Source organism: Bacillus sp. LQ16 (assembly GCF_057784645.1).
Map to the genome: position 1 here is coordinate 3,286,807 of NZ_CM173491.1, position 12,762 is coordinate 3,299,568.

Below are 12,762 nucleotides of genomic sequence, written 5' to 3' on the forward strand. Positions count from 1 at the left end.
TCTTCATTAGGTGGTGTTTTCAATATTACATATAGAGATTTCACTTAACTTCTGTGTTTTTTCTATCTATGCATCGTTCTCCCCATGCGGTTAATTGATTTAATACATTTTGTAAAGACCACCCATAATCGGTTAGGGAGTATTCTACTCGAGGGGGAATTTCTTTGTAAATTTCACGTGTAATCACACCATCTTCTTCCAGCTCACGTAGTTGCTGCGTTAACATTCTCACAGAAATTTCAGGAATTAGACGTTGCAACTCACTCGTTCTCTTCGTCCCTTTCGTTAAGTGACATAAAATGACGACCTTCCACTTTCCACCGATAATTTCTAAAGTTGCTTCTATAGGTATATTATATTGTTTCACGCGATCTCCTCTCCTTTTTTATAAATTCCTTATCTATTGTTACGTAAAAATAAATAATTTTCTATACGGCACATTTTAGTTCCTACAGCACAAAAAAGTACCTATATTACAAAAAAGTAATTATGCTGCTTAAAAATCTCCCTCTATACAAAAAGAAAAAACGAACGTATTCTCGTTCGTTTTTTCTTTCTTTATTCAGCTGCGGTTATAAGCATAGACGTGTTACCATTCTTTTCAAGATGATTTTCTCCCCAGTTACAAAGAGTATCGAGTATAGAATCTAAAGAATGACCGTAATCAGTTAAAGAGTATTCTACTTTTGGTGGCACTTGGTTATACACTTTTCTCTCGATTACACCATCTTCTTCTAATTCACGTAATTGTTGCGTTAACATCTTTTGTGTAATACCAGACATTAATTGTTTTAATTCGCACGTTCTCTTTTTGTCTTTCTTTAAATGACAAAGGATAACTACTTTCCACTTTCCACCGATAACCTCTAAAGTTGCCTCTACAGGAATATTGTATGTTTTCATATAAAAATCTCCTTTAATAATTTTATAAGACAAATAAGCTAAAATATTTAAATATTACTTTTAAGTATCTATAGCACCTTAAAGTACGTACTTTTTATTGTGTTAAACATGTTTCATAATAGCATACGTAAACAGCAGATGAGTAGTACGGCACCAAAAAGTACCTGTATTACTTTTTAGTATCTATATCACTTTAAAGTACGTACTTTTCATTATGTAAAATACATTTCATAATAGCATTTGTAAGAGTTGAGTGAGTCATGCAGTGTTAGAAATTACCTGTTAGTACCTGTACTTTAAAGTGAGTATTTTTATCATACATTTTGTCAGACGATGAAATGACATGTTTTCATTTTCACATCCATTCACAATGAATAAATAATTTTCAAATACATTTTAGGAGGATATCTATAATGAGTAAATTACTAAAAGAAAAAATCGGGTTTGGTACAGCACCACTAGGAAATATGTACCGTAATATCCCAGAGGAAGAAGCAATCGCTACAGTGGATGCTGCTTGGGAGAATGGCGTTCGTTACTTTGATACAGCTCCACTTTATGGATCTGGATTAGCGGAAATCCGTCTTGGTGAAGCACTGTCAAAAAGAAATCGTGATGATTACTTTTTAAGCACCAAAGTAGGTCGAACGATTTCAGATGAACTAGAAGATCCATCTGCACGTGATTTAGGTGAAAAAGGCGGACTTTTCGAATTTGGTCGCAAAAATAAAATGATCAATGACTATAGCGCAGATGCAACACTTCGTTCTATCGAGCAAAGTTTGAAACGTTTAAAAACAGATCGTCTAGACTTTGTTTTCATTCATGATTTAGCACAAGACTTTTATGGTGATGAGTGGATTTCACAATTTGAAACAGCTCGAACAGGAGCATTCCGTGCGCTAACACGTTTACGTGAAGAAGGAGTTATTAAGGGCTGGGGGCTTGGAGTAAACAAAGTAGAATCAATTGAACTTATGCTTGATTTAGAAGAAGCGAAACCAAATATATCCTTACTAGCTGGTCGCTATTCATTATTAGACCACGAACGTGCATTACAACGAGTAATGCCTGCAGCTGTAAAGCATAATATGGATATTATTGTTGGTGGCCCATATAGCTCAGGTATTCTTGCTGGAGGCGCTCACTTCGAATATCAAAAAGCATCGCCAGAAATTATTGCAAAGGTTGAGAAAATCAAAGCTCTTGCAGATCGTCACGACATCAGCATCAAAGCTGCTGCATTACAATTTTCACTAGCAAATCCAGCAGTTGCTGCCGTTGTTCCTGGTGCAAGTAAACCGGAACGAATTGTAGAAGACCAAAACGCCTTAAATACAGTAATTCCAGCAGCATTCTGGGAAGAAATGCGCGAACAAAAACTAGTAGCACCTAATGCACCACTACCAATCAACGTAAAATAATAATGAAACTTTAATCAGTGGGAGCATCCCCCACTGATTATTTACCCGTAAATACCGGGATGAAAAGGAGCGTAATGAATATGGCACATACTACTACATCTATGGAAATTTTCGGTTCACCTGAACAAGTATGGCAATTAATCGGAGGTTTCAACTCCCTTCCAGACTGGTTACCTTATATACCTAGCAGTAAATTAACGGAAGGCGGTCGTGTACGTCATCTAGCTAATCCAGATGGTGATACAATTATAGAACGCTTAGAAATATTCAATGCTAAAGAACGCTACTACACGTATTCAATCATGAATGCACCGTTCCCAGTCACTAATTATTTATCTACAATCCAGGTGAAAGAAGGTACTGAAAGTAATACATCGTTAGTAGAGTGGTCTGGTACATTCACTCCTGTTGAGGTTAGTGATGAAGAGGCAATAAATCTGTTTCATGGTATTTACAGCGATGGACTGAAAGCATTACAGCAAGCATTTCTAGATTAATTCATGTAATTGATTGAGACGAAAAAGTAAATTAACAGTCAAATATTCGATTTTTTTAGTTAAATTCATTATGAAAGATAAACAAATACAAATTTCATGCCTGCTTGTTATTGACAAGAAATAAAAAATACTACCTCCAAATGGAAGGTAGTATTTTTTTATTAATCAGGAAAAACAATTAATCCCTCTTCTTTTTCCTCCTGTTTTAAATCTTCTTCTGGAAAGGTTACAGTTGAATTTTTATCACTTGTTCTTTTTGTTTCTTCACCTGGAAATACGAAAGTTGAATTTTCTTTTCCTTCATTTTTTTCTACGTTATCTGGAAATACCATAGGATCATTGGTAGTCAAATCATTATGAAATCCAAGGTTAGACAAAATCGCTTTTAAATCTGGTAAAACCCCTATTTTATCAGATGATGGGTTATTAGTCTTTGTGCCTGTATTAGGATTACTTAAAATTGCTCTCAATTCTTTTGGTGTATATGCCTTACCTAAATGTTCTTTAGCAATCCCTTGAATCGATACAGCAGCCCCAGCAATTATAGGCGAAGCGCTAGAAGTACCACGAAAATTAGAAGTATAACGATTAATTATGTTCTGATCTGTAACTTTTTGTCCTTTACTATTTTGATTTTGATATGTATCTAATGTATCAACATATTCTCCCCAACCATATACATCAATTCTACTACCATAGTTAGAGAAAGCTAAACGTTTATGAGGAACTCTTGCAGTAGATGCTCCAACTATAATAGCTCCTGAATCTTTAAAGTCTCGACTATTTCGATTTAAAATCTGCTTACCATTACGGTCTTTAAATTCATCTAAATCAATCCCACCATTACCAGCTGCTTCTACAATAATAATGCCTTTATCTGTACCTTTGCGAATTGCGTTAAATATACTCGGGTATACTTCTACTGGTAAAGGGTCATCTCCATATCCATCATATTTAAAGGATTCTTCTATTAATAAAACATCTCCAGCCTGTAAAGAATCTACGGCACTTAAAATAGCATCTCTTACATCGATTCTCCCATTATCTCGGATCACTGAAATTACTTTTGCCTTTGCTTTTGGTGCAATCCCAATGTTCCCAATCCCATTGTCAGCTGCAGAAACAACACCTAGAACTGAAGTACCGTGAGAAAGATCATTACTCATTTTTCCAGACATAAATTCAATATTTTGACCGACTAAATCTTCATGATTTAATAACCAACCTTCTTCCAAATCTACAAAAGTTGCTCCCTGGCCATTTCCTCCTTTAATTCCCCAAGCATAAGGAGCATTAATTCCTAAAGGTGCCTCTTCAAGATATCCCTGTCTTGAAAATCTAGGTTCATCATAAGGATTGACTGATAATACAGGCAATCTCGAGCCAGTTGTTGTGTTTATACTCTTATTAGAACGAACTTGTATTTTACTAGAATCGTCATTAGCAGCATGTACTGTATTTGTTACAAATGTCGTACCTACCCCAGCAAAAGCTGTAATTGCAAGTGATGATATTAACATACCTTTAAAATTTTTCATTTTTCCACCTCTAGTTTTCTATTAGAAATAACATATTTAATAATGTGTATGAACCAAAAGCATTTTATCTTATTATAAAAATTAATGGATTTTATAGCTTTTTGATTTACATAAAAACTCCCTTCATTCTTGTAATTCAATATGTACATCTCAAAACAACAAACTTACTGTAACCATTATAGTTACACCTTTATTAATTTTCAACTACGAAATATAAATTTTTAAAAATAAATTTATATTACTTTAAAACAGCACTAACCTTTTACCCACATAAAGTGAAACTTTAATCAGTGGTTTTTTTGCTCATCCCCCACTGATTATTAGCCCTCACCAATCGGGCATTTACGGGCAGTTAATGCGGGATAAAAATGCAAAATATCTATCCAAATTACAGCAATCAATAAGTTTATGGACTACGAAAGAAATACGAAAAAGCAAAGCACTAAGTGCTTTGCTCCTTATAAAATCCCTTTTAACTTTTCACCAATTAACTTCGCTACATACTCATAACCTTCTGGCCCAAAGTGTAATCCATCTTTTTCATCATTTTCTACAAATCTTTTATAATCCCGTTCTTGAATCATTTCAGCGAATACGTTTAGAAAATAACTTCCTGTTTCCCTCGCCACTTTCTCCACCACGTCTGCATACTGACTAAGCACTCTATTTGTTCTATTATGCTGTCTTTCTTCATCAACTGGTGCAGGACTAATCAGTAGTACTTTATCTGATAAAACTTGGTTCACAATCTTCTCTAAGTTTTCTTTATATGCTTGTAATGACACTTGAGAAAAAGAAACTGCATCATTCGTACCAAGAAAAACTGTTACGAAATCTGGTTTATATGATATTACATCTTCTTCAATCCTATTTAACGCATCGAATGTATTATCACCTGGAACACCTGCATTCACTACTTTCCAGTTCGGAAACATCTCTTGCAAACGTGGTGTTAATCTCGGCATTCCATCAAAAAATGTTTCATCAGCTGTAATACTATCTCCAAAACATACTAACGTTTTCATTAAGCTACTCTCCTTTTACGTATGAAACAACTTTCCTTCTATTGCTTTTATATATCTGTCAGCAGAACGTTCAACTGCCTCATTTGCATTTTCTTTTACTACTCGATGAAAAGCGTTGTATAAACGATTAAACTGTAACGGCTTCACTCGATTCACCATTTCTTCCACTTTTCTCGCTGGTAGTGGAATTAAGTTTGGATAGCTGTACATGAAGCTTACCCACCGCTCATCTGCTACAACTTGAATAATATCACCTGTTAACAAAATCCCTTTTCCGTCATTACCTTCTTCCCAATGTAAGACAGATCCACCACTAAAATGTCCTCCAAGACGATGCACAGTAATCCCATCCGCTAATTGTAAAGACTCACCAGACCAGTAAATAATACGACTACTCGGACGCATCACCCACTCTTTATCATCTTCGTGTATATAAATTGGTACATCAAATGTCTCTGCCCATTCTACTTGCGTTGAATAATAATGAGGATGAGACAACGCAATCGCATCTAATCCGCCAAGCTCTTTTATTTTCATAATTGTCGTTTCATCTAAATACGTAATACAGTCCCACAGTAAACGATATGACTCTGTTTTCACCACAAATGCCGTTTGACCGATCGCAAATCCTGGTTTTGTCGTAATACTATAAAGTCCATTTTCCTCTTTGATTATTTCATTTTTATATGTATCATCTGTTTGCAAATTTTCTAAAGTCGTCCAAGACTGCCCTTTCGGATTCACATACTGCCTTTCTTCATCACAAATATGACAACTCACCGGTTCTTCTACACTCGCTGCATACTGCACGCCACACGTTGTACAAACAAAATTTTTCATCATAATTTCCCCTATTCCTATATTTTTATTAAGCTGACTTTTGTTGATAATGATCTGCTTTTTTATTTTCAATTAACAAACTTATAAAAGTAAGTAAATAGACAACTGTAACCGATAATGGAATTACAGTAAATCCTTTTTCTGCAAAAAGAATCCCGCAAACTGACGTTACAAATACAGTCCCTACTGACAATAAACCATAACTTTTACTTTCATAAATCCATACGTACGGAATAAAATGAACACCTATTAACATCGCTACTACAAAAGGTAACCATTCTGGAAATTGAAAATAGGCAAGTAATACAAGTGGAATATTCAATACATTTATTCCACCAATTAAGCCTGCCAAAACCCCTAACGGATTTCCTTTCGCAAACATATCAATCTTCAATATAGCAGCTATCATTAAGCCAAAAGGAAACACACAGCCCATACCGATTAAATATACCCACACCACTTGTTTTTCAGAAAGAACAAATCCCGTTATACTCATAACTACCCAAAATAAAACGCCGGCTAATATAATCGGTAAGCCTCTCTTCGTTTTTATTGCTAAATCCTTTTTCGCTTCTGCAACATTCATCTCACTATCTCCCCAAAAATATTTGTACTATAAAGTCACCTCAACCTCACCCATCCAATAACGCCAAGCTTCTAAATAATCTTCTAAATCTTTCGGGTGGTGCCGTAAACATGTATCTATACGCAAATATAATCCTATGACTATTTCTTCATATAAATCACGGTCATTTTTATGAAATACACATTGTTTCATCGCATAACCAATCGTTTCTTTTGTTAAATCTTCCGGAGTTGAACAGAACGCATAAATTAAATCACATATAGGATCTCCTAACACTGGTAAAGGATCAATTACACCGTGCAGCTCATTCTCTTTAAATATAAAGTTATGAAATCCAAGATCACCATGCAATAAAAACGGCTGATTTATTCCAGCGTCCCTATTCGCTAACTTAAGAACCGTTCTATACCCTTCTTCACTTATGTAACGCCTTACATTTTCATGAGCTTCTATCACATTTGTTGTTAAAAATCCACTCCAAGATTGAACCGGATTTTCTTTCCATCCCCAGCCATCAACCTCTGTAGCTACTTCATACTCATTGATAACTTCTTTTACAAGTTTACAAAGAACACTCCGTTTATAGCCTAGTTTGCAAGAATTTGTGCCCTCAAGGAATGAGTAAACAATATAGCGATTTAAAGGTTCCTTATATAAAAGCTTTGGAAATAATTCGTCCTTTTTATAAAACTGAAGAAAATAAGCTTCTTCACGTATGACATCCGATTCATTCAACTTTACAACGTATTGTTCATCTAACAAATATATAGTACTTGTCGTACCCCCGTTTAATGCTTTTACGCTATTTGGATAATGTGAAATAACTTTTTCCTTAACTAGTTGTGCAGTGATTATTGAAATGTCCATTCTCTCACCCTTTAACTCCGAATATTCCCTCAATTCAAAAGGCAGCTTTACTATTATTTGACAAACGCAAGGGAAATCCTCTCATCCATCCTAATATAACAAACAATAATTTTATTTTATTACAATGGCTTTCTTCAATATTCCATTTATGGTAATGTGATTTTATCACTCTAAATGCTCTTCATATACTCTAATAATTTCTATTGCAGGGTCTCTGTCTTGTAATTTATGAGCCAAACTTTCTACACCAAACACTTCTGTAAACGTATGACTGCCTACAATTAAATTAATCCCTTTAAATTTCGCATGTTGAACTGTATATAATGTTTTTTCACCTGTTATGTACGTGTCACACCCTTTTTCTAATGCACGTTCAATCAAATTTGTATTGTTTCCTGCACCGGTTAAAATCGCAATCCGTTTTACTGGTTTATCGTGATTTCTCCAGCTCTTCACTTTCTCTTCCATTTTTTCTTCAAGTTTTCCAACTAAGTTTGAAAAAGGAATCGCTTCTTTATATTCTCCTATTCCCGGTAGTTCTTCTTCCTCATACGTGGAATATTCCAGTATTGTATCTATCCCAATTCCGTTAAATAACGATGTACACGTGCCAAACTTTACAAAATCTAACGGCAAATGAACCCAAAAATGATTCATTTCATATTGCTTCAATTTCTCAATACAAGCCTCTTCCATACCAAATAAAAAACTCCACGGCGCATGATGTGTAACTATCATATCGACTCCATTTCTATACGCTTCTTCAATAGTTTCTACTGTTAAATTTGTTGTGTAACCGATTTTGTGAAATTCATCTTTACTTATATGAGTAAAACCATATTCATCATCGCCGTATTTATGAAGATGCTCTCCAAATAATGATGTTATATGTTCGTTAAACTGCTTTATATTCATTTTATTTCTCCTTTCATTTACTTTTATATTTCAAAAATAAGGAAATACTAACAACAACGTTACATACATATAGGAGGACAATATGAAACCTGAATTTTTAAAAGCTGTACATGATGCCATCGGAAATGTCGAACACATTCATATAGAAGAAAGCGGTGCTGACAGCTTACTTATCCATCATGATGATGCACAGCAATTACAACAAGTCGCTAAAACGCTAGAAAATAACAATTTTCGCTCTGCTTTAAGAACAACTGGAAATGCTTCGTATATTGAAGTATTGAACAGATAGTGAAAGTCCGGATGTATGCCGGGCTTTCTTTTTTTATATTAAAACTTCAAACTCTTTCACATATACCGCTGTTCCAGCAATATCTATTTGTAACTTCTCGTTTTCTATCCCTTTCGTTACATAAACAGTTACACGACCATCTTTATTTATTTCCTGTCCTTGCTCAACGATTAAATCCAATTCATGTTCAAAATCTTTCTCTAAATACTCCGCATAATACGCTCCCATTACACCTGAAGCTGTTCCTGTCACTGGATCTTCAATCGTTCCAGCGTAAGCTGATGAAAAATGACGGCCGTGCATTTGTGCTAGTTCATCATAAGTTTCTAGACAAATTGGGTGAATGGAAGCATTAGGTATTTCTTTTAATACTGATGGAAATGCATCAGTATTAGGTTTCATTCTCTCACACGCATCAAGATTTTTAATCGGTACAATTACAGTCCAATTCCCCGTACTTCCATATACAATCGGTAAACTTTCATCTAAATCATTTACTTCTAAACCAATACTATGAGCTAATTCTTCTTTTGAACCTGCAAAATCTTTAAACTGAGGTGCTGTCTGCCTCATTTTAATAAAGGTTTCTCCCTTTTCATTTACACCTATTTGTATTGGTAAAATCCCTGCCTTCGTTTCAATCGTAAGGTTACTTTTCTCTTCTAATAAACCTTTTTCGCGCAAGGCATATATCGTCCCTACTGTCCCATGACCACATAAATCCATTTCAAAACCAGGTGTAAAATAGCGCATTCTTATATCTCCTACTTCTGAGGAAAGAACAAAAGTTGTTTCGTTATATCCAACTTTTTCAGCAATAATTTGCATTTCCTCTTCCGTTAATCCATCTGCTTCTAATACAATACCTGCTGGATTTCCCTTATTTGGTTTATTCGTAAATGCATCGTAATGAAATACGTTTATAGTCTTCATCTTCTTTTCTCCTAATCTACTTTAAAAATTTTATAATAAAGCTCTGTCTCCGTTTTCATCAAACAATTATTTCTCCAAAATATCCTCTGCATCTTTTCATTTGAAGTATGCGTGCTTCCGATGTAATAAGTAGCCCCCATTTCCTTTAACATATGTAAAGATTGAAGATGCATATGAGAAGCAACTCCTTTCCCGCGATAATAAGGCATTACTCCAAAGTAAAATAATCTTCCTTCACTTTCTGTTCCAGTTTCTATATGCGGTATGGACATACCAATTGGCTCAGTTTTATCATAAAAAACAATACATGACTTTTCCCAACCCTTACCTAACTCTGTTTGCACGGAATAAAAATGTTCATCGATAGTTAAAATTGAAGTTTGATTCCCTGAACCCGACATACATTGTTCCCAAACATATTTAAATTCTTTTTCCGATAACGTTCCTTCTGCTATTGATCGATATGTATATTGTCTTTCAAGCCCTTCTATATTGTTCAATTCTCTACATACTTCTATCTTTGCGGCATGTAAAGAAAAACCGGCATCAAGTAACACTTTTGCGTTTGAGTTATAACTACTAAACCTCTTGTTTAATACAATACTCGCTCTTTTTAACTCCCAATTAAAACAAACCTCTTCAAAGCTACTTATCTTTTCTTTATATGTTTGTACGTTATACAAAACATCTTCTTCTATTTCTTCAATTGTCACTGCATTTGGTAAGCCATTTAATACTTTTTTAGAAGGACCAAATAGATTCTGAATGATTGCAAGATCGTATATCATCACTTCAATTCCCCCATACCAGGCTCAATAAACTTCCCTGAAACATCCTCATTTGAATCTATTACCCAATCATATATATTCTTTGCTCCTTCAGCCGGATTCATATTCGCATCAAAAGCACCAATGTCAGTCTTTAATTTCCCAGGGTGAATTGCCGTTACACGAATTCCTTTATTCTCAAACTCTTGTTGTAAGCAGAGTGTTAACATATTTTGTGCTGCTTTAGCAATTCGATATGAATATGAGAACTGGCCTTGCGGAAACTCTTTGTTCGCCATTTTATGTAATGATCCTAATCGAGAGGACACATTTACTATTCTCGGATGATCCGATTTAGCTAACGCCATATATGTACCTTTTACAGCCCGAATTACACCTAAGCAATGAATATTAAATAAGTCTGTTAATTCTTCTGAATTTGTATGTAAAATCTCAGTCTCCTTCCCAGTAATGCCAGCGTTATTTATAACTAGATCAACATACTCTGTATATTCCTCAAGCTGCTTCTTAATTTGCTCCGTACTCTCATCAGCCGATAAGTCTGCCAATATAGGAAAACATCTACCACTAAACATTTGCTTCAATTGCGTTACCGCAACCTCAGTTCTAACTAACGGATAAACGATATGCCCCTTTTCATGAAATACTTTTACTAACTGTAACCCTAATCCCCGATTTCCACCTGTAATAACCACTCTCATATACTCATCTCCTTATTTTTAAAATAAATAAGAAAATCCATCCACTTACCATTCTCTAATGAAAATGCCTCTCTCTTGCATTCAAATGAAAAGCCTGCGCTTTCCGCAAGACGCACTGATGGCTCATTATCAACATGTATATGTAATTCGATTCTATGAAAATTAAGGCTATTAAAAAATAACGATAACGTAGCGTTTACACTTTCTACCCCATATCCATTTTTCCAATATTGATTATGAATAGAGTAGCCCATCATTGCCCACTGATAATCCATACGTAAAATTTTTATTAGCTCTAGCTTTCCAATATTAGCTCCGTCTTCTTTACGAAAAATACCTAATACATACATCTCATCTCGATGTGCTGCTTCATCAAAGCCTCTTATCCATTCCGTGAACCATTCTTTTGTTCGTGATGCCATAACTTGATAGCCATCGTCATATTTATACTGCGATGGCAGTCTCTTATTAAATCCATCTAACCAACTTTCGTAATCATCTTTTTGAAATGGACGGATCATAAGTTTCTCTGTCTCTACTTGTAATAGCGGCAGCTTCATTTACATCTCTTCCTCCAGTAATTGATTGAATATTCTTTGTCATCTTACACGAAATACAAAATCTAGTAACAAACCTTATGCCCATCAACTTAAGAAATTAGTAGTTCCCCAATACGAAAAAAATAAGTCGAATTCTATAATTAACTGTATAAGGGGAAATTTTTCATTTTGAGGTAATTCCAAACCCTTGGCTTGATAACGATGTGACGGTCGCCCTCCTTAGGAGAATTACTTGGATTCACTAATGAAGAAATTGTACCAAAACGTCATTTTAAATAATCAAGTCAGATTATCTATTTCTAACTTGATTATTTAAAATATAAACCTTTGCCCACTGGCTGAACAGTTTCAAGCACAGTGTCAACCATTTCTTCATTAATCAAGGTTCTTATAATCCAAGCTGAGAGGTCTTGAGCAGCAAAACAACCTGCGGCAGTCGAGATATTCCCTTCGTTTACGAAGCTTTGTTCAATAACGTCTACATCAAATTCTTTAAGTTGTTCTACTACAGATGGATATGTAGTTGCTTTTTTGCCAGTTAACAATTTTTTAGCTCCTAGTAGTAGTGAACCAGAGCACATAGAGCCTATTAATTGTCTTTGAAGATCTACATGAATGCTATTAAGATATTCTTGATTTTGATATAAACCTTGGACCCCCTTGCCACTTGCAAATATTACTGCGTCAGCGGAAGGTATATCAGATATGCTTCCTGTCATGGGGATACGTAAGCCAGACATGGATATATGAGTTTTTTCCGTTCCTAATAGCTGGACATTCCAATCAGAAATACCGCCAACTAAACGTACACGATTTAATAAATCCCATGGTAAAAAAACATCTATATCAGTAAAGTTATCGAAACAGACTATCGCAATTTTCATTCTCTAGCC

The 12,762-nt window shown here is 34.9% G+C and carries 16 protein-coding genes; 3 read left to right on the forward strand and 13 right to left on the reverse strand.

Annotated elements, in window-relative coordinates:
* Nucleotides 1-40 precede the first annotated feature (40 nt).
* Together AC3EMB_RS16495 and AC3EMB_RS16500 are read right to left on the reverse strand one after the other, a co-directional pair.
* Nucleotides 41-367, reverse strand: a complete 327-nt coding sequence (locus AC3EMB_RS16495; RefSeq protein ID WP_000816339.1) for a winged helix-turn-helix transcriptional regulator — start codon at nt 365-367, stop codon at nt 41-43.
* A gap of 191 nt (nt 368-558) precedes the next feature.
* Complete coding sequence (locus tag AC3EMB_RS16500; RefSeq protein ID WP_000860820.1) at nt 559-903, reverse strand: winged helix-turn-helix transcriptional regulator; 345 nt, start codon at nt 901-903, stop codon at nt 559-561.
* Between the two features lie 413 nt (nt 904-1,316).
* Here AC3EMB_RS16500 and AC3EMB_RS16505 point away from each other — a divergent pair, with 413 nt between their 5' ends.
* On the forward strand, nt 1,317-2,327 hold the full coding sequence (locus AC3EMB_RS16505; RefSeq protein WP_488517151.1) for an aldo/keto reductase: 1,011 nt from the start codon (nt 1,317-1,319) through the stop codon (nt 2,325-2,327).
* 80 nt (nt 2,328-2,407) lie between these two features.
* A complete protein-coding gene (locus AC3EMB_RS16510) occupies nt 2,408-2,824 on the forward strand; it encodes an SRPBCC family protein (protein WP_088024547.1) in 417 nt (138 codons plus the stop codon).
* A gap of 161 nt (nt 2,825-2,985) precedes the next feature.
* Here the strand turns inward: AC3EMB_RS16510 and AC3EMB_RS16515 are convergent, their stop codons facing one another.
* From AC3EMB_RS16515 to AC3EMB_RS16540, 6 genes are all read right to left on the reverse strand, one after another.
* Nucleotides 2,986-4,362 carry a S8 family peptidase gene (locus AC3EMB_RS16515; RefSeq protein WP_488517152.1) on the reverse strand — a complete coding sequence of 459 codons (1,377 nt, stop codon included), beginning with the start codon at nt 4,360-4,362 and terminating at the stop codon, nt 2,986-2,988.
* Nucleotides 4,363-4,820: 458 nt separating this feature from the next.
* Nucleotides 4,821-5,387, reverse strand: a complete 567-nt coding sequence (locus AC3EMB_RS16520; protein WP_340720076.1) for an SGNH/GDSL hydrolase family protein — start codon at nt 5,385-5,387, stop codon at nt 4,821-4,823.
* Nucleotides 5,388-5,402: 15 nt separating this feature from the next.
* Complete coding sequence (locus AC3EMB_RS16525; RefSeq protein ID WP_003271122.1) at nt 5,403-6,230, reverse strand: MBL fold metallo-hydrolase; 828 nt, start codon at nt 6,228-6,230, stop codon at nt 5,403-5,405.
* A 25-nt stretch (nt 6,231-6,255) separates the two neighbouring features.
* Entirely contained in the window at nt 6,256-6,813 is a 558-nt protein-coding gene (locus AC3EMB_RS16530) for a DUF7010 family protein (RefSeq protein ID WP_406653063.1), read from the reverse strand.
* 27 nt (nt 6,814-6,840) lie between these two features.
* Entirely contained in the window at nt 6,841-7,680 is an 840-nt protein-coding gene (locus tag AC3EMB_RS16535) for an aminoglycoside phosphotransferase family protein (RefSeq protein ID WP_488517153.1), read from the reverse strand.
* Nucleotides 7,681-7,845: 165 nt separating this feature from the next.
* Nucleotides 7,846-8,595 carry a Nif3-like dinuclear metal center hexameric protein gene (locus AC3EMB_RS16540; RefSeq protein WP_001022444.1) on the reverse strand — a complete coding sequence of 250 codons (750 nt, stop codon included), beginning with the start codon at nt 8,593-8,595 and terminating at the stop codon, nt 7,846-7,848.
* A gap of 82 nt (nt 8,596-8,677) precedes the next feature.
* Between AC3EMB_RS16540 and AC3EMB_RS16545 the strand changes: the two genes are divergently transcribed.
* Nucleotides 8,678-8,887 (forward strand): hypothetical protein, encoded by a 210-nt coding sequence (locus tag AC3EMB_RS16545; protein WP_000801654.1) that lies wholly within the window; start codon nt 8,678-8,680, stop codon nt 8,885-8,887.
* 33 nt (nt 8,888-8,920) lie between these two features.
* On the opposite strand, the gene AC3EMB_RS16550 is transcribed toward AC3EMB_RS16545, so the two are convergent.
* The 5 genes from AC3EMB_RS16550 to AC3EMB_RS16570 form a co-directional block, all read right to left on the reverse strand.
* Nucleotides 8,921-9,820, reverse strand: coding sequence for a PhzF family phenazine biosynthesis isomerase (locus AC3EMB_RS16550; RefSeq protein WP_048564551.1), 900 nt, complete (start codon nt 9,818-9,820; stop codon nt 8,921-8,923).
* Between the two features lie 11 nt (nt 9,821-9,831).
* Nucleotides 9,832-10,608 carry a GNAT family N-acetyltransferase gene (locus AC3EMB_RS16555; protein ID WP_423099401.1) on the reverse strand — a complete coding sequence of 259 codons (777 nt, stop codon included), beginning with the start codon at nt 10,606-10,608 and terminating at the stop codon, nt 9,832-9,834.
* Nucleotides 10,608-11,309 (reverse strand): SDR family NAD(P)-dependent oxidoreductase, encoded by a 702-nt coding sequence (locus AC3EMB_RS16560; RefSeq protein ID WP_488517154.1) that lies wholly within the window; start codon nt 11,307-11,309, stop codon nt 10,608-10,610. The genes AC3EMB_RS16555 and AC3EMB_RS16560 overlap by 1 nt, the downstream gene beginning before the upstream one ends.
* Nucleotides 11,306-11,869 carry a GNAT family N-acetyltransferase gene (locus AC3EMB_RS16565; RefSeq protein WP_097913410.1) on the reverse strand — a complete coding sequence of 188 codons (564 nt, stop codon included), beginning with the start codon at nt 11,867-11,869 and terminating at the stop codon, nt 11,306-11,308. Before AC3EMB_RS16565 ends, AC3EMB_RS16560 begins: the two co-directional genes overlap by 4 nt.
* 308 nt (nt 11,870-12,177) lie before the next feature.
* Nucleotides 12,178-12,753 (reverse strand): DJ-1/PfpI family protein, encoded by a 576-nt coding sequence (locus AC3EMB_RS16570; RefSeq protein WP_053563915.1) that lies wholly within the window; start codon nt 12,751-12,753, stop codon nt 12,178-12,180.
* Nucleotides 12,754-12,762 lie beyond the last annotated feature (9 nt).